Here is a 17,708-nt window from a genome sequence, read left to right on the forward strand (position 1 = left end):
GCAATAAATTTAGATAACTAGAGTTATTTTTTGGTTTTCGTTTCAATTTAAAGTTATTCTATTATTAATATGTTATGTTTAGGTTTGATAAAAATATTTAGTTATTATATTATTAGATTGGATAATTGAAGAAGGGGAGTGGGGAGCAGGGCCTCTATACAAAAAAATAACTTTTTTCAGCTCAGTATCTTTGGTTGTACTGTTAGCACTTACCTTAAGTATTATTTTACTTCCTAGGGTTTTTGGCTTGACGCCACAAATCATCGAAGATCACGGAATGAGCCCTTATTATAGTAAAGGTAGCCTGATTTATGTAAGACCAAAAAATCCTAATGAATTATTGGTCGGGGATGTCATCACTTATTATGAAAACTCTGGCGAACACATTATGACAAGAAGAGTTATTGCAGTAGAAGAAGAACATCAAAAATTTTATACGAAAGCGGACAATCAAAGTCAAACGGAATCTGGTGTCGTGTCAAAGAGAAACATTATTGGTGTACCAATCTTTCAAATTCCATACCTTGGAATCGTATTATCCAGAACAGCGTTTGTATGGATTCGCTGGTTGTTCTTTGGGATTGCGTTTAGTTTGTCAGCCATCACTGCTTGGAACACACTTGATACGTTTAAAAAAAGGAAAAGAAACCATTCATTTTTGTCTTCGCACAATGTCAACGACTAATAATTTTTCCGTAGCTTGTAGATTTATTTTATTCTTCGTATAATGGAAGGATAAGGAGGAAGATTATGCGTAATGAAATGATGCATCGTCCTGTAGTGAAAGAAGAGTTAGTTGACTTTATGCGGACGAAACAGAAAAAACTTGAAGGTGAGCTTGGCTTGATTGAAGAAGAGGCACATCTCGCAGAAGTTCCAATCATTCCACATGAGACAGTGGTTTTCATGCAATTTTTATTGGGCCAATTACAACCTAAAAAAATTTTAGAAATAGGCGCAGCTATTGGATTTTCGTCTAGTTTAATGGCACAAACGATTGAAAAAGATGGGCATGTCACCACGATCGATCGTTTTGACGTTATGATCAAGAAAGCAAAAGCGACTTATGAAAGACTAAATTTAACAGATAAAGTAACGTTATTAGAAGGACAAGCTGCTGATATTTTACCAACACTGACTGGTCCTTATGATTTCATTTTTATGGATAGCGCTAAATCAAAATATATTGAATTTTTACCCGAATGTTTACGTCTCTTAAAAAAAGGCGGAGTGTTGATGGTAGATGATATTTTTCAGGGAGGAACGATTCTTTTACCAGATGAAGAAATTCCCAGAGGAAAACGGGCGATCCATCGTAAATTGAATGAGTTCTTACGAGTGGTCATGGAGCATCCAGACCTTACTTCCACTTTAGTACCTTTGGGAGATGGAGTAATCCTTATCACTAAAGAAAAAGATCAGATTGTTTTATAGTAAGAGGAGATTGCCGTACATTTTCCTAAAAAAATAAACAATAGGTGAATCTGAACTTTGCGACAATAAGAACAAATGGATGAAAAAATAAAAGAAACTATTTGTTCTTATTGTTTACTATACCTGATAGGATAAGAGCTACTTATTTATTTAGTAGGTTCAAGAAAAAAATCAAACGATTTAGACGATTGGGCATTTTATCAATAAAATAACTATTTCGTATTGACAGAAACAAAATGATTCTATATAATTATTTTTGTTCCGAAAAAGCTTGTCATAGTAGCTCAGCTGGATAGAGCATCCGCCTTCTAAGCGGACGGTCGGGGGTTCGAATCCCTCCTGTGACGTAATCAAACCGCTAGAAACGTTTGTTTCTAGCGGTTTTTCTTTTGTTTTGTGCCAAATTTGTGGCAAAAAAATGAGTATATTTTTTGGTGGATCAATTTAGTTTTGATAGGCTGCTTATAGGAGTGACATTTACAAGGTCTTATTTTTAATACAAGAAATTTATTTATGCTTTACAGCTTTGTTACCCTTTGTCAATTACATGATTTCAAAAGTTATTCAATGTCAAAACATTCATATGACATTTTGAAATCGTAAAATTAAAATGTGTTGCAAGTATTAATTGGTTGAATTTAATATATTTATCTCTTCTTTCATTTCTCATTTGTCTATATGAGTATATGAAAAAAATTTAGTCAAACAACCAACAATGTAAAAGGTTTGATTTTTTATTTTTAGGCTGTTCAGCTATACTATTTTTATTCATCCCTTTTCTTTTGGGATGGTAGAAATATCTTCAAAGGGGGAAGTAGGATGTCAGTCATTTCACAAATTTTGATCACACTTGTTGCGATTGAATTCTTTTATATCATGTATCTTGAAACTTTTGTACCTAGCTCTAAAGCCACAGGCAGGGTCTTCAAAATGAGCCAAAAAGAATTGGCCAATCCAACGGTTCAAACGTTGTTCAAAAATCAAGGAATCTATAATGGGTTGATTGCTGTGGGGCTTTTATACGGAGCTTATTTTGCAACGGCTCAAAAGGAAATTTCACTTTTACTGCTAATCTACATTTTATTCGTCGCTGCGTATGGAAGTTTTACTAGTGATAAAATGATTTTCTTGAAGCAAGGCGGACTAGCAGTGATTGCACTTGTGACGCTAGTATTCTAAATAATGAAAATGCAGAAAATTTCATGAAAAAATGGACTAACTTTGTGAAAAATATTACTTTATGGTGGAATATATGCTATCCTAGTACTCGCGTGTTTGAAAAAAACAATAGTAAAAAGGAGTTTATAGGTTGTTCAAAAAGTATGTTTTTTTATTAAAAGAAGAGTTCACAGGATATGATTTTTCAAAGTTTCAAAAGGACTTGCTAGCAGGAATCACTGTGGCGGCGGTAGCCTTACCGCTTGCATTAGCTTTTGGTGTATCTAGTGGGGCGAATGCGGCTGCTGGTTTGATTACAGCAGTGATTGCTGGATTAGTTATTGGTAGTTTATCAGGCGGATTCTATCAGATCTCTGGTCCTACAGGTGCTATGGCTGCTATCTTGATGTCGATCGCGGCAACACAAGGAATGCAAGGTGTATTGCTTGCGACATTTTTAGCCGGTATCTTGTTGCTTCTTGCGGGTATTCTCCGATTAGGGACGTTGACTTCATTTATTCCAGCTCCCGTGATTACTGGGTTTACCTCGGGGATTGCGATCATCATTGCATTGGGGCAAGTGGATAATTTGTTTGGTGTTCACTCGGAGGGAGCAAATGTCATTGAAAAACTGTCTAGCTATCATACCTTAGGCTTTCCAGTGAATATCGCTTCATTCTTGATGGGATTCGTCGTAATTGTAGGAATGATCCTTTATCCTAAAAAATGGGCTGCGAAAGTGCCAAGTTCACTTTTAGCGATCATTCTCACTACTGTCGTGATGCTGCTGTTCAAGTTACCAATTGCAACAGTTGGGAAGATTCCCCAGACATTAATCAGCAGTGATCGCCTGATGATCGATGCTTTCAATCTTTCTGCATTAAAAGAAGTGATGGTACCTGCTATCAGTATTGCACTTTTAGGTATGGTCGAGAGTTTGCTTTGTGGAGCATCTGCTGGGCGTATGGCCAACAAACCTTTGGATAGTAATCAAGAACTTGTAGCACAAGGAATTGGGAATTTAGTATTACCTTTTTTTGGTGGGATTCCTGCAACAGCCGCGATTGCTAGAACGAGCGTGGCTATCAAATCTGGAGCACAAACTAGATTAGCTGGGATTATCCATGCGTTCGTTTTATTCTTATCAATGATCGTTTTTGCACCGATTATGTCAAATATCCCAATGCCTGCTTTAGCGGGTGTTTTGATCGTTACAGCTTGGCGGATGAATGAATGGAGTACGATAAAAACGTTAGTAGCCAATAAATACTGGTCAGGGATCTTGCTATTTGGACTAACCATGGTTTGTACAGTCATCTTTGATTTGAGTATTGCGATCGTCATCGGTATCATCGGTGGGTGTATTTTCTTTGTTGTCAAAAGTGCAGCTATCACGATTTCTGTTGAAACGATTGATTGGCAAAGAATGAATCTGCCAGAAACAAAGAAACTGGAAAATTGGACAGTTGTTTATATCAGCGGACCACTCTTTTTCATGTCAGCGGAAAAATTAAAAAACAAATTAGCGCAATTGAATCATAAAGATGGCCTGATTTTTTCAATGCGCGGAGTACCAAGCATTGATCTGACAGCAAAAGCAGTTTTTGAAGAGTTTCAAGAGAAGGCGGAAAGCAGAGGCCAAACGATCATTTATACTTCCTTACAACCAGAAGTTGAGAAACAGTTACAACATCTATGGAAAAAAGAGGGAACTGAACAACATCAGACTGTTGCCCATGCACTTTCAGCATTACACGAACAATATACTTAATTTAGGTCATAACAAAAGTATTTAACCCTGTGAAAAAAGAAGCACGAAATTTTTAAAATTTGGAAAACTTGACTTATTTCCCAGGAGTTGCTTATGATCCGCCGTTTATTCGCATTAAGAGCGTGAGGCAAAGTACTTTTTACTTTTGCCTCACGCTCTTAATTTTCTTTTTTCAGATATTCAGCCAGAGTAAGCCAGTCGTGATTGATCATCTCTGCTAAAGAACGATTATAGAAAATGGCAGCTGGATGGAATAGGGGGAAGACGTGATATGTTTTTTCACTCCATTTATAAGCATCCATTTTCTCGTTCAATCTCAAAATAGGGCCAGTATACAATTGACCATGATTTTTTGAAATTTTATATGACTGTCCTAGTAAGCGTTGTAGTCCGATATTTCCCAAAGTTGCAATCAATTGGGGTTGGACATGTTCAATTTCATAATCCAAGATCGGTGCGTGAGCGAATACCTCCGCTTTTGAGGGTGTTCGGTTCGGATAGACAGTTTCCGTTGCTTGTTTGCGTTTGTTCAAGCGGTGTACCGTACGGTAAGGCCGACTTCTGACTGCACTTGTGATATAAACATCCTCGCGTGTCAATCCAGCGAGGGAGAGTGCTTGCATCAATTCTTTGCCAGCTTGTCCGCTAAAAGGAATATGGTTTTCGATTTCTGTTTTTCCAGGAGCCTCTCCTACGAGCATCAGCTTCGGGAAAAGCGGTCCCTGTCCAGCCACAAATCCTTCTACTGGACGGTTTTGCATCCGGGTTTTTGCTTCTTGGACCAATTCATCTGGATAATGCAATTGAATCTCCTCCTTTATACGACTTATTATAAATAGAAAAGAATAAAATTGCGATTGAACCACATTATGTAAAAAAAAGGGAAAGTTACATGTAAACTAGAGTTGACGGATGCGCGTGTTTCTGGTAATCTAGTACTGTTGTAATTGTGGACTCCACAGCTACAACCGCACAGAACGAGTTTATTAAGTACAGTTTACTGTCACTCTGGATGGCGAGTCTAAGTCTATTATAAGGAGGTGCTTTATAGCATGTACGCAATTATTAAAACTGGTGGTAAACAAGTAAAAGTTGAAGTTGGACAAACAATCTACATTGAAAAACTTGACGTTGAAGCAGGCGAAAAAGTTGTTTTTGACGAAGTTATTTTAGTAGGTGGCGAATCTACAAAAGTAGGCGCTCCAACAATCTCAGGTGCAACTGTTGAAGGAACTGTTGAAAAACACGGCAAACAAAAGAAAGTCGTTACTTTCAAATACAAACCTAAAAAACATTCACACCGCAAACAAGGTCATCGTCAACCATACACAAAAGTGGTTATCGACGCAATCAACGCTTAATTAGCGCTTGAGAAAGAAGGCCTGAATAGAATGATCAAAGGAACATTTAAACGTAATGACGCTGGTCAAATCGTTTCATTTACTTTGACAGGGCATGCTGATGCAGGTCCTTATGGTAGTGATATCGTTTGTGCAGGAGTTTCCGCATTAGCTATCAGTACAGTAAACGGAATTGCCTCATTAGCTGGTTTTGAACCGATTGTCGAAATGAATGAAGAAGAAGGCGGCTATTTATATACCGAAGTAACTTCAGGAATGACACAAGAACAAAACAATATTGCCGAGATTCTATTAGAAAATCTCTTGTTGGGATTACAATCAATAGAAGCTGAAAATTCAGAATATATCCAAATTAAAACAATCAACGATAAATAGGAGGTGCAGACCATGTTGTTATCAATGAATCTACAATTATTTGCCCACAAAAAAGGTGGCGGTTCTACATCTAACGGCCGTGACTCAGAATCAAAACGTCTAGGTGCTAAACGTGCTGATGGACAAACAGTTACAGGTGGATCAATTCTTTACCGTCAACGCGGAACAAGAATCTATCCAGGTGTAAACGTGGGTATTGGTGGAGACGACACTTTATTTGCTAAAGTTGATGGCGTAGTACGTTTTGAACGTAAAGGCCGCGACAAAAAACAAGTGTCTGTTTATCCAGTAGCTCAAGAAGCTTAATAAACGACTAGCTCTATTCCTTGTATCGCAAGGAATAGAGCTTTTTTGTATGTTAAAGATATTTTTTGACCATATTTTTGACTATACTTTTTAAAAATCGAGATAGTTCGATTGTTTATGTAAGTGTCAATCCATACAAACAAAAATATCTCAAATATCGATTGCTTGAAAATTTTTGCTTTTCTTAAATTATAGAGCAATTAAAACCAACTAGGTCATGAAATCATTTTATTCCTTTTTTTGTTATACTATTTGTGGGAATTGCTCATTCTTTTACACGAGGAGGAAGGTTTTTGGAAAATTTATTTATGACGTTTCTTACTTATTCTTTTATAGGCTGGCTTTGGGAAAGTGTTTTTTGTTCGATCAAGGCAAGGCATTTTGTGTATCGTGGTTTTTTACTTGGTCCGTATTGTCCGGTTTACGGATTTGGTGTAGCAGCTGTACTGACGCTTGTGCCAAGTAATGCGGGAACATTGCTGAATCTTTACTTTAATGCAGTGGTGATCGTAACGATCGTGGAATTTGTTACAAGCTGGCTATTAGAAAAATTATTTGGTATGAAATTATGGGACTACACAAAAGTTCCCTTTAATATTGAGGGAAGAGTGGCGGTTCCTGTGTCATTATTTTGGGGGATAGGGTGTCTCTTGTTGATCAAATGGATCAATCCGATGATTCAAGACGTCATTGAGTTATTCATTAGGAATACAGAAAATATTGGGCCGTTGGTGGTTGCGTTTCTTTTCTTACTGGATGTACTCTCTACCTTTGTTTTTACATTTACGACCAAGAAAGAAGTGGCTTCTGTAATTGATGATTCTGATCCTGAAAATGCAGCGATAAAAGAATTCCGCTTAAAACACTTATTGATGAATCGTCGATCTTCTAGAAGTAGAGAAAGAGTCGCTCAGTTCCTTAGAAACCAGCCAATGAAAATAAAACATCACAATTTGAATCGTTTGATCAAAAATTATCCGAATATTCGATTTAAGAAATAATCAGTTTTTCATAATGATTTAATCGTTAATGAGACAACTTTCTAACAGGTACTTTGTTTAGGGAGTGTCTTTTTTTAGTAATTTGTTTTTTTATGAATTAGTTATAGATAATTTGTCATTTTAATAATCTGTTGATTTCAATTGTAAGAAAGATTAAAGTAATAACACGCACTAGTACTAAGGAGAGTGGAACAAAAGAATTTTTATATGAAAAATAGTAGAATCAATAAATGTTTTAATAAACACTGTTTTTTTACGAGGAATCCTATTATAATAGAGTTTTTAAAAGAGAGTATTATGGTAAATAGTTGACGAAATCTAATTAAATCAATAGTATTATGTTTTGAAACCAGTCTAAAAAAAGGAGCGAGAAAATTGGCAAAACGAATTGACCGAATTTATACGTATGTCAAAGAGAAAACCGCTCATCTTACACCTGCTGAATATGATCAAGGCGTAACAACACAAGAAATCGCTGAAGTTTTAGGAATTCAACGAACGAATAGCAGTAAAGATCTTAATCAGCTTGTACGTGAAGGAAAATTGTTGAAGACAGACGGACGACCTGTACGTTACATATATCAAATGCATGTCACTTATAATCAACCAGCTGTTAAACATGTGATCAGCTATAAAGAAACGACGAATGAAATTGAAAAACCAATGATTCAAATTGATACAAAGGATATCTTTGCTAAAATCATCGGTGCAAATGGCAGTATGAAAAATTCTGTCGAACAAGCAAAAGCGGCGATTTTATATCCTCCAAAGGGTTTGAATTGCTTGATTACAGGACCAACGGGATCAGGGAAGACCTACTTTGCACACGCAATGTTCCACTTTGCCAAGGCCAATAATGTGGTAGGGGAAGAAAATGAGCTAATCGTATTCAATTGTGCAGATTATGCAAATAATCCAGAACTGTTGATGAGTCATCTATTCGGCTATGTAAAAGGTGCTTTTACTGGGGCGGAAGAAGAAAAAATGGGGATCATCGATCAAGCAGATGGCGGAATGCTGTTTCTGGATGAGATCCACCGTTTGCCACCAGAAGGGCAAGAAATGATTTTTTATTTTATGGATCATGGCACGTATAGTCGTTTGGGTGAGACGACAAAATCTCATGAAGCGAATGTTCGGATCGTTGGGGCAACCACAGAAGATCCAGGTTCTTCTTTATTGGAAACTTTTGTTCGCCGTATCCCGATCAATATCAAGTTGCCGGCATTTGAAAAACGACCAGCAAACGAAAAAATCGATTTAGTAAAAATCATGATCGCTCATGAAGCCAATCGCACGCAAAGGAAAATCACGTTGACTGAAGATGTTGTCAAAGCTTTAGTAGGCAGTGTGACCTATGGAAATATTGGGCAGCTGAAATCGAATATCCAACTGGTTTGTGCAAGAGGCTTCCTTAATCATATGAATTCACCGGAAATCTCGATCACGATCGATGATTTGACGGAAGGAATCAGAAGTGGTTTGATCCAATTAGCGAGTAACAGAGAAGCAATGTCTGAATTATCAAAATTACTGGAACCTAAAATCACTGTTTTACCTAATGATATGATCATGAAGATCCAGTCCGATTCCTATGAGCTTCCTTATAATCTTTATGATATCATCGGCGATAAGGCTGCTCTTTTGAAGTCAGATGGATTAGACCAAGAAGCAATCAATCATTTTATTTCGACAGACATCAATATCCATTTGAAATCTTTCTACAAGGATCACGGGTTCTCCTTTAATGCGGATAACAAATTAGCAGAATTTGTCGATCCAAAAATCATTGAGGTAACAAACCAAATTTATGTGATGGTCAAAAAAGCATTACCTTATGAATTTCAACAGAATTTCATTTATGCCATGAGCTTGCATATTAGTTCGTTTTTAAAACGCATCAATATTGGCGAGGAACGTCATACGAATGACAATATACGTGAAATGGCGATTGATTTTCCGGAAGAATACACGATCGCACAAGAAGTAAGAAAATATATCGAAACCTATTTTCAAGTGAAAATTCCCGATAGTGAGGATTATTATTTGACGGTCCTGCTTGTGTCACTTCGAGCGAACCAAGCAAGTGGAAGAATCGGGGTCGTAGTGGCAGCTCACGGTACAAGCACAGCAAGCAGTATGGTACAAGTAGTCCAACAGTTATTAGATGCTGATAATGTACGAGCAGTCGACATGCCGTTGGATATGGATCCAAAAACTGCGCTTGCTAGGATCGAACGTAATGTTGAAGAAGTGGATGAAGGCAGTGGAACCATCTTATTAGTGGATATGGGCTCCTTAGCTTCGTTCAATACACAGATCCAAAGAGATACTGGGATTCCTGTTCGGACAGTGGATATGGTAACGACTTCCTTAGTTTTAGAAACGGTGCGGAAAGTATCTGTTTTGGGTACAGACTTGGATATGTTGTATGAATCGTTGAAAAATTTCCGCGGCTATGCAGAAATCTCAACAGAGGTTACAGATGATCTATCAGATATTCGCAAAAAAGCTGTTTTGGCTGTTTGCGCATCAGGAGAGGGTACGGCTCAACGAATCAAAGAATTGATCGAACGAGCTGTCAGCAAACGCCAAGAGACGGAGTTAACAGTTTTAGCTTTATCGATCATTGAATTAAAAGATGCATTACCTAAGATCCAAGAAAACTATCAGATCATTGCAACAACAGGGATCACTGATCCACATATTGCAGCTCCATTTATACCTTTAGAACACTTCATTGATCAAAATATCGAACTGATTTTAGATCAATTACTTCTGGAATCGGAATTAGAGGACATGGATGAAGTCTCATTAGATGAAGAAACATCAAAAAAATCTTGTTTGGAGTTCATTACACAAAACTTTACGTTTATCAATGGAGCAAAATTGATTGATCCGCTGTGGGAATTTGCCGGAGATATGGCACATGCCGTAGCGATAGATGAAACAGAATATGGTTTTAAGATCAATCTTGTTTTGCATACTGTAGGGATGATTGAGCGGATCATTTTGAATGAACCCTTGACCGTTGAGGCGGATGAGCTGAAAGGCATGCTTACAGATGAATATTATTTGTTAGTAGAAGAACAGTTGAACAATCTAGAATATCAAATAAAGGTCAAAACACCACCGGCGGAAATCTACTTTTTAGTAAAACTGATCCACAATCATTTGGAGAAAAATGAATACACTAATCTATAAATACACAAAAACGATACACTTTATTAGTGTATCGTTTTTGTGTATTGCTTAAGAAACCTTTAAAATCAACTAGTGTATTATAAAAAAGTTGGCACGCTTCTTGCTTTTAATAAAGTGTGCTAGGAGGTGGTTGTCACACAGAAATGATAGGGGTTTCTGTGAAGTAGTTTGAAAGAAGGAGATTTACTGATGGATATTCGGTTAGCACGTATAGATGATCGTTTGATCCATGGACAAGTTGCAACTGTCTGGTCAAAATTGACTGGCGTAGAGCGAATCATCGTTATTAGTGATTTAGTGGCCCAAGATAAATTGCGAAAGTTTCTATTAAAGGAAGCTGCACCGCCTGGGATCATGGCGAATGTGATTACTGTTCAAAAAATGATCCAAGTTTATCAAAGTGGTTTATTAGCGAAAGCTAAGGTCATGTTACTATTTACTAATCCCCAAGACGTTGAGACGATTGTCCGAAGCGGTGTACCGCTACATTCACTGAATATCGGTGGCATGAGTTTTTCTGATGGGAAAACAATGATCACAAATTTTGTTTCAGTTGATCAGCGAGATATTGAATCATTTCACTACTTGGATCGTCAAGGTGTGGAATTGGAGATTCGTAAAGTACCCGCAGATAGAAAGGTCCTTTTGATGGAATTACTAGCGAAAACCAAAAAGGCATAAAAGTTGTTGTTGGGAAATGGTCAAATTCATCTGTTGTAATAGGTAGCAATTATTTTTAATTTTTGATTTTGTTACAACAAAAAGAAACAGGAGGTATAAGTATGGTAGGGATTATCCTTGCAAGTCATGGACAATTTGCTGAAGGAATCTTGCAATCTGGTTCAATGATTTTTGGCGAACAAGAAAACGTCAAAGCAGTCATTTTAAAACCCAGTGAAGGTCCAGATGACTTGAGAGCCAAATTAGAAGAAGCTGTTGCTTCTTTTGATAATCAAGACGAAGTATTGTTCTTAGTTGATTTATGGGGCGGAACGCCATTCAACCAATCAAACACATTGTTTGAAGAACACAAAGACAAATGGGCAATCGTTAGTGGTTTGAACTTGCCTATGTTGATCGAAGCATACGCATCTCGCTTCTCAATGGAATCTGCACATGAAATTGCAGCGCATATCATTGAAACAGCAAAAGAGGGCGTGAAAGTAAAACCAGAAGAATTAGAACCACAAGAAGCACCAAAAGCAGCTGCACAACAAGCAGTAACATCGGGTACTCCTGGTAAATTCAGCTATGTGTTAGCTCGTATCGATTCACGTTTGCTTCACGGACAAGTTGCGACAGCTTGGACGAAAACAACAAATCCAACACGGATCATCGTTGTTTCAGATGCAGTAGCGAAAGATGAACTTCGTAAGAAATTGATTCAACAAGCTGCTCCTCCAGGTGTTAAAGCACACGTGGTACCAGTGGAACAAATGATCAAACTTGCAAAAGACGATCAACATTTTGGTGGTCAACGCGCATTACTATTGTTTGAAAACCCTCAAGACGTTTTACGAGCAGTAGAAGGCGGAGTTCCATTAGAAACAGTTAACGTTGGTTCAATGGCGCACTCACCTGGTAAAGTACAACCAAATAAAGTATTAGCTTTCAGTCAAACAGATATTGATACATTCAATCAGTTAAAAGAAGCTGGAATCAAATTTGATGTACGTAAAGTGCCAAATGATTCAAAAGGAAACATGGATGAAATTTTGAAAAAAGCGCAAGAAGAATTGAACAAACACGCATAATTCAATTATCAGAAAAAATGGAGGATTAATATCATGGAATTAAATATTATTCAAGTGATCTTAGTCGTTATCGTTGCATTTTTGGCTGGTATGGAAGGAATTCTTGATGAATTTCAATTCCACCAACCAGTAGTCGCATGTACGTTAATCGGCTTAGTTACTGGGAACCTACTCCCTTGCCTTATCCTAGGTGGTACATTACAAATGATCGCTCTTGGCTGGGCAAATATCGGTGCTGCTGTAGCTCCTGATGCCGCTTTGGCATCTGTTGCATCTGCAATTATTTTAGTATTAGGTGGTCAAGGAAGAGCTGGGGTTTCTTCAGCTATCGCAATCGCTGTTCCTCTTGCTGTTGCTGGTTTGTTACTAACAATCATCTGTCGTACGATTGCAACTGCCTTCGTTCACTTGATGGATGCTGCTGCAAAAGAAGGTAACTTCAGAAAAGTTGAATTTTGGCATATCGTTGCAATTTGTTTACAAGGTGTTCGTATTGCAATCCCTGCTGGTTTGATCCTAGCAATTGGCGAAGGTCCAGTAAGAAGCTTACTTGAATCTATGCCAGCTTGGTTAACAGACGGTTTAGCAATCGGTGGTGGTATGGTTGTGGCTGTTGGTTATGCAATGGTTATCAACATGATGGCTACTAAAGAAGTATGGCCATTCTTCGCTATCGGTTTCGTTTTGGCAACTGTAACACAAATCACTCTTATCGGACTTGGTGCAATTGGTGTGGCTCTTGCTCTTATCTACTTGGCACTTTCTAAACAAGGTGGCGGTTCAGGTAATGGCGGGGACTCAAACACTGGTGACCCACTAGGCGATATCATTGACAACTATTAAAGGAGGCGTACACGAAAATGGCAGAAGAAAGAATTCAATTATCTAAAAAAGATCGTATTTCTGTTTGGTGGCGTTCGACTTTCATTCAAGGATCTTGGAACTACGAACGTATGCAAAATGGTGGTTGGGCATATTCAATGATCCCAGCGATCAAGAAATTATATAAAACAAAAGAAGACCGTGCGGCTGCATTGGAACGTCATTTAGAGTTCTTCAATACGCACCCATACGTAGCTTCACCAATTATCGGTGTAACATTAGCGTTAGAAGAAGAACGTGCAAATGGCGCACCTGTAGATGACGTAACAATCCAAGGGGTTAAGGTCGGTATGATGGGACCTTTAGCTGGTATCGGAGATCCGGTTTTCTGGTTTACAGTAAGACCTATTCTTGGTGCATTAGCAGCTTCACTAGCGATTAGTGGTAATATCTTAGGACCAATCATCTACTTCTTAGGATGGAACATCATCCGTATGGCTTTCACTTGGTACACACAAGAATTTGGTTATAAAGCCGGTTCTAAAATCACTGAAGATTTATCTGGTGGATTATTGCAAGATATCACTAAAGGGGCTTCGATTTTGGGGATGTTTATCCTTGGATCATTAGTTAACCGTTGGGTATCGATTAAATTCACACCAGTTGTTTCAACTGTAAAACTTGATAAAGGTGCCTACATTGACTGGAATTCACTACCTTCAGGTTCTGCAGGGATCAAGAGTGCATTGGAACAACAAGCAGCTGGATTGTCTCTAACATCTGAAAAAGTAACAACTTTACAAGATAACTTAGACAGCTTGATTCCTGGATTGGCTGCATTATTGTTAACATTGTTCTGTATGTGGCTACTTAAGAAGAAAGTTTCTCCAATCATCATCATTCTTGGTTTATTCGTGGTAGGTATTGTCTTCCACTTGATCGGATTAATGTAATTTGTAGAAATGATTCTGTTGAAGCTGTGGCAAAAGTCATATTTGATTTTTGTCACAGCTTCTTTTATAATCGCTTCGAAGACACTGTCGGATTATGTGAGGTTGGTAAAATATACATTTTTTCTTCAAAATTTACTTAATGCAAGACTACTTTTCCCAACCTCGGAAATGGAGTATAAGAAATGGTACAATCTATCAATACAAAAGTCGACTTAACAACAAATGCTACTTCTTATTTAGGGATCACAGATTATGGTAAGATCATGATCGGTGATAAGGGTTTTGAATTTTATAATGAACGAGATGCACGTAAATTTGTCCAGATACCTTGGGAGGAAGTAGATCAGGTGATTGCTTCTGTCATGTTCAAGGGAAAATGGATTCCTCGTTTTGCCATCAAATCAAAAAGAAATGGTACGTATACTTTTTCTGCTAAAGACCCTAAAAAAGTGTTACGTGCGATTAGAAACTATGTTGACCCTAGCAATATGGTTAGATCATTAAGTTTATTAGATGTAGTGAAACGCGGCGTGAAGAATATTTTTAAACGCAAATAAAATTAGGCGAATGCGGTCGAGACAAAAGTGTTTCTTACTTTTGTCCCACGCTCGTTCGTTTTTTTTTGTCAGAAAACCACATACAATCCATCGAATCAACTGATCGAAAGACAAGTATACGAACTGATCCAAAATCATATCATGACCGTGGCACAAAAAATAAGGAATACTTTGGTGCTACGCTTTAAATACGGATAAACATTGGAAATAAAGAAATATCTCGCAAAAAAACAAAATCCACAAAAGTATGAAAAGCAATTATCGTGAATTCTTCTTATTTCTCGGAGTTACACAAGCTACCATAACATCTTCTTGCTACTTGTAGTTCAATCATTTGCTCGCTTTAAAACGTGTATGCTAGAATTATAACGTACAAAAAGGAGGTTATATTATGGGTTGGTTATGGACATTGATCGTGGGAGCGATTATTGGTGCGATTGCTGGAGCAATTACCAGTAAAGGAAATTCCATGGGATGTATCACAAACATCATTGCCGGATTGATTGGTTCAATTATAGGACAAGCAATTTTTGGTTACTGGGGACCGCAAGCAGCAGGTATGGCACTTATTCCGTCGATTTTAGGGGCTGTTATTTTAGTAGCGGTTGTTTCATTCTTCTTCGGAAGAAAATCATAAAGGTATAATTATTTTCTATTGGGTATGATAGCTAGGGCAAATCACTAGATGATTTGTTCCAGCTATTTTTTTCTTATAAATTTATCAATAAAATTCGCTTTATTTGTCGTGAAGAAGCGAAAATTTGCTATAATAGAAAAAAGAGGCAAAGAAAGAAGGAGTTTCATTTATGATGCTACGAGTAGAAAAATTACGTAAAAAAATGCGGGAAAACAATTTAGATTCATTTTTGATCACAAGTCCTTATAATCTCCGTTATTTGACAAACTTTACTGGAACAACAGGTTTAGCGGTGATTACATTAGAGAAAGCATTCTTTATTACAGATTTTCGTTATACTGAACAAGCCGCAGCACAGGCACAAGGATTTGAGATCATCAAAAATGTCGGACCGATTTTTGATGAAGTAGCTAACTTAGTTCGTAAAGAAGGCTTACGTATGTTAGCTTTTGAAGAATCAACTGTTTCATTTTTAGAATACTCAGTGTTAGAAGAAATCATTGATGCAGAATTGATTCCTGTTTCTGAGATGATCGAAGAATTACGAGAAGTGAAAGATGAAGAAGAAATCGCGATCATTGAGAAAGCTTGTAGCATAGCCGATATGGCCTATGACCATATCTTGAAAATGATCCAACCAGGCATGACAGAGATCGAAGTAGCCAATCAAGTAGATTTCTATATGCGTTCCCTAGGGGCTTCAGGCGTTTCATTTTCTACGATCGTTGCTAGTGGACTACGTTCTGCAATGCCTCATGGTGTAGCAAGCAATAAAGTCATTGAACAAGGCGATATGATCACTTTGGATTTCGGTTGCTACTATGAAGGATACGTTTCTGATATGACACGTACATTTGCAATCGGCGACCCAGGTGAAAAACTTAAAGAAATCTATGAGATCGTATTGGGTGCTCAATTAGCAGTGATCGAAGCTGCTAAGCCAGGTGTTACAGGTATCCAACTAGATGCAGTCGCAAGAGACTATATCACGAAGCATGGTTATGGAGAAGCCTTTGGACATTCCACTGGTCATGGTATCGGACTAGAGATCCATGAAGGACCGAATGTTTCAGCTAGAGCAGAGAAACAATTTATCGTTGGGAATATCATTACAGATGAACCAGGAATCTATCTTCCAGGAATCGGTGGTGTTAGAATCGAAGACGATTTGTTGATCACACCAGAAGGAAATCGAGTATTGACGCATTCACCGAAAGAATTGATTATTTTATAATCTGTTTGACAGATGCAAGATTCATGCGGACTTTGTTATAGAAAATCACTCGATTTAATGATACACTATATAAGAAATCGAGCTTCGACAATTATACAGAAGCTTGCTTGAAAGAACGAGCTGAAAGAAGCAAGTGAACAGTTTACCTTTGTGTATTGCGAGTAAATCGAAGAAAATATCTTTTACGCGTAAGCAATATGCACATAGGCAAAAGGAGGAATAGATAAAATGGCAGAGGACAAAAATTTGATCTTGAATGCGAGCCAAGAGCTAGGTGAAATCGTTATTGCGCCAGAAGTGATTGAAGTGATTATTGGGATCGCTGCTTCAAAAGTTGAAGGTGTTTATGGGATGCGTGGCACATTTGCCAGCAACGTGACCGAATTGTTAGGACGGGCAGCTCATGGTAAAGGTGTTTACTTAGTAAATGATGAAGACGGCTTGAAAGTAGATCTTTACTGCTATTTAGAATATGGTGTCTCTGTTCCTAAGGTAGCAATGGAAATGCAAGAACGTGTCAACCAGCAAGTTCTTTTCATGACTGACATTGCTTTAGCAGAAGTGAATATCCATGTTGTAGCAGTAGTACCCGAAAAGTTGGAACAACCAGCGATCGAAGAACTTTTTGAAGACGAAGAGGAAGAAAATGAATAAAGAACTATCAAGACACGAGATTCGTGAAATGGCTTTGCAAGCATTGTTTCCATTGGATTTCAATGCTGACCTGACAAAAGAAGATGCAATTTTCCACGCAATTGAACTTGATCATAAAGACATGATCAATGAAGAGGAGTCAGAATTCGTTCCTGTTTATCTAGATACGCTAGTTGGCGGGGTATGTGCCAAAAAAGATGAACTAGATCGTACGGTCGAAAAACATCTTCGAGGGAACTGGCGAATCAACCGTATTTCCAAAATGGACTTAGTCATCTTACGTATTGCTATTTTTGAAATGATGTATATTGAGGATGTACCATCCGCCGTTGCATTAAATGAAGCAATCGAATTGACGAAAACTTTTAGTGATGATCAATCACGTAAGTTCGTTAATGGGGTATTATCAAATGTATTGAAGGAAATAGAAGCTGGGGCGTAAGTCCTAGCTTTTTTCTGTTAATGAGTCAAAACGGGTTATAAAACA

Annotated in this window: 19 protein-coding genes, 1 tRNA gene and 1 other annotated feature; of the genes, 19 read left to right on the forward strand and 1 reads right to left on the reverse strand. The window is 37.7% G+C overall.

Annotated elements, in window-relative coordinates:
- Window positions 1–124: 124 nt before the first annotated feature.
- The 5 genes from CJZ72_RS08685 to CJZ72_RS08705 all read left to right on the forward strand — a co-directional run bounded on the left by CJZ72_RS08685 (window position 125) and on the right by CJZ72_RS08705 (window position 4,363).
- Complete coding sequence (locus tag CJZ72_RS08685; protein WP_095443765.1) at window positions 125–685, forward strand: signal peptidase I; 561 nt, start codon at window positions 125–127, stop codon at window positions 683–685.
- A 65-nt stretch (window positions 686–750) separates the two neighbouring features.
- Complete coding sequence (locus tag CJZ72_RS08690; RefSeq protein ID WP_005881112.1) at window positions 751–1,434, forward strand: O-methyltransferase; 684 nt, start codon at window positions 751–753, stop codon at window positions 1,432–1,434.
- 273 nt (window positions 1,435–1,707) lie between these two features.
- A tRNA-Arg gene (locus CJZ72_RS08695) sits at window positions 1,708–1,781 on the forward strand.
- A 472-nt stretch (window positions 1,782–2,253) separates the two neighbouring features.
- On the forward strand, window positions 2,254–2,613 hold the full coding sequence (locus CJZ72_RS08700) for a DUF1304 domain-containing protein (RefSeq protein WP_005881110.1): 360 nt from the start codon (window positions 2,254–2,256) through the stop codon (window positions 2,611–2,613).
- A 130-nt stretch (window positions 2,614–2,743) separates the two neighbouring features.
- Window positions 2,744–4,363, forward strand: a complete 1,620-nt coding sequence (locus tag CJZ72_RS08705; RefSeq protein ID WP_081133909.1) for a SulP family inorganic anion transporter — start codon at window positions 2,744–2,746, stop codon at window positions 4,361–4,363.
- 158 nt (window positions 4,364–4,521) lie between these two features.
- Here the strand turns inward: CJZ72_RS08705 and CJZ72_RS08710 are convergent, their stop codons facing one another.
- Window positions 4,522–5,166: a uracil-DNA glycosylase gene (locus CJZ72_RS08710; protein ID WP_081133908.1), complete on the reverse strand. Its 645-nt coding sequence runs from the start codon at window positions 5,164–5,166 to the stop codon at window positions 4,522–4,524.
- A 153-nt stretch (window positions 5,167–5,319) separates the two neighbouring features.
- Window positions 5,320–5,396, forward strand: a sequence feature (ribosomal protein L21 leader region).
- Between the two features lie 19 nt (window positions 5,397–5,415).
- Between CJZ72_RS08710 and rplU the strand changes: the two genes are divergently transcribed.
- From rplU to nusB, 14 genes are all read left to right on the forward strand, one after another.
- The gene (rplU, locus tag CJZ72_RS08715; RefSeq protein ID WP_005881104.1) at window positions 5,416–5,724 is read left to right on the forward strand and encodes a 50S ribosomal protein L21; all 309 of its coding nucleotides are present in this window, start codon (window positions 5,416–5,418) and stop codon (window positions 5,722–5,724) included.
- Window positions 5,725–5,754: 30 nt separating this feature from the next.
- Window positions 5,755–6,099 carry a ribosomal-processing cysteine protease Prp gene (locus CJZ72_RS08720; RefSeq protein WP_002289451.1) on the forward strand — a complete coding sequence of 115 codons (345 nt, stop codon included), beginning with the start codon at window positions 5,755–5,757 and terminating at the stop codon, window positions 6,097–6,099.
- A 12-nt stretch (window positions 6,100–6,111) separates the two neighbouring features.
- Window positions 6,112–6,405 (forward strand): 50S ribosomal protein L27, encoded by a 294-nt coding sequence (gene rpmA / locus CJZ72_RS08725; RefSeq protein WP_016177062.1) that lies wholly within the window; start codon window positions 6,112–6,114, stop codon window positions 6,403–6,405.
- A 293-nt stretch (window positions 6,406–6,698) separates the two neighbouring features.
- On the forward strand, window positions 6,699–7,406 hold the full coding sequence (locus CJZ72_RS08735; RefSeq protein ID WP_081133907.1) for a putative ABC transporter permease: 708 nt from the start codon (window positions 6,699–6,701) through the stop codon (window positions 7,404–7,406).
- A gap of 375 nt (window positions 7,407–7,781) precedes the next feature.
- Window positions 7,782–10,610, forward strand: a complete 2,829-nt coding sequence (locus tag CJZ72_RS08740) for a sigma-54-dependent transcriptional regulator (protein ID WP_081133906.1) — start codon at window positions 7,782–7,784, stop codon at window positions 10,608–10,610.
- A gap of 189 nt (window positions 10,611–10,799) precedes the next feature.
- Window positions 10,800–11,291 carry a mannose/fructose/sorbose PTS transporter subunit IIB gene (locus CJZ72_RS08745; RefSeq protein WP_005881097.1) on the forward strand — a complete coding sequence of 164 codons (492 nt, stop codon included), beginning with the start codon at window positions 10,800–10,802 and terminating at the stop codon, window positions 11,289–11,291.
- Between the two features lie 101 nt (window positions 11,292–11,392).
- The gene (locus CJZ72_RS08750; RefSeq protein WP_005881096.1) at window positions 11,393–12,364 is read left to right on the forward strand and encodes a mannose/fructose/sorbose PTS transporter subunit IIA; all 972 of its coding nucleotides are present in this window, start codon (window positions 11,393–11,395) and stop codon (window positions 12,362–12,364) included.
- Window positions 12,365–12,397: 33 nt separating this feature from the next.
- A complete protein-coding gene (locus CJZ72_RS08755) occupies window positions 12,398–13,207 on the forward strand; it encodes a PTS mannose/fructose/sorbose transporter subunit IIC (RefSeq protein ID WP_081133905.1) in 810 nt (269 codons plus the stop codon).
- 17 nt (window positions 13,208–13,224) lie between these two features.
- Entirely contained in the window at window positions 13,225–14,139 is a 915-nt protein-coding gene (locus CJZ72_RS08760; protein ID WP_005881094.1) for a PTS system mannose/fructose/sorbose family transporter subunit IID, read from the forward strand.
- A 182-nt stretch (window positions 14,140–14,321) separates the two neighbouring features.
- Window positions 14,322–14,696, forward strand: coding sequence for a DUF956 family protein (locus tag CJZ72_RS08765; protein ID WP_005881093.1), 375 nt, complete (start codon window positions 14,322–14,324; stop codon window positions 14,694–14,696).
- A gap of 391 nt (window positions 14,697–15,087) precedes the next feature.
- The gene (locus CJZ72_RS08770) at window positions 15,088–15,333 is read left to right on the forward strand and encodes a GlsB/YeaQ/YmgE family stress response membrane protein (RefSeq protein ID WP_095443767.1); all 246 of its coding nucleotides are present in this window, start codon (window positions 15,088–15,090) and stop codon (window positions 15,331–15,333) included.
- A gap of 169 nt (window positions 15,334–15,502) precedes the next feature.
- Window positions 15,503–16,567, forward strand: a complete 1,065-nt coding sequence (locus CJZ72_RS08775) for a M24 family metallopeptidase (protein ID WP_081133903.1) — start codon at window positions 15,503–15,505, stop codon at window positions 16,565–16,567.
- Window positions 16,568–16,795: 228 nt separating this feature from the next.
- Window positions 16,796–17,221, forward strand: a complete 426-nt coding sequence (locus tag CJZ72_RS08780) for an Asp23/Gls24 family envelope stress response protein (protein ID WP_081133902.1) — start codon at window positions 16,796–16,798, stop codon at window positions 17,219–17,221.
- The gene (nusB, locus tag CJZ72_RS08785; protein WP_095443768.1) at window positions 17,214–17,663 is read left to right on the forward strand and encodes a transcription antitermination factor NusB; all 450 of its coding nucleotides are present in this window, start codon (window positions 17,214–17,216) and stop codon (window positions 17,661–17,663) included. Before CJZ72_RS08780 ends, nusB begins: the two co-directional genes overlap by 8 nt.
- Window positions 17,664–17,708 lie beyond the last annotated feature (45 nt).

It is taken from the genome of Enterococcus durans (genome assembly GCF_002277935.1).
GTDB lineage: Bacteria > Bacillota > Bacilli > Lactobacillales > Enterococcaceae > Enterococcus_B > Enterococcus_B durans.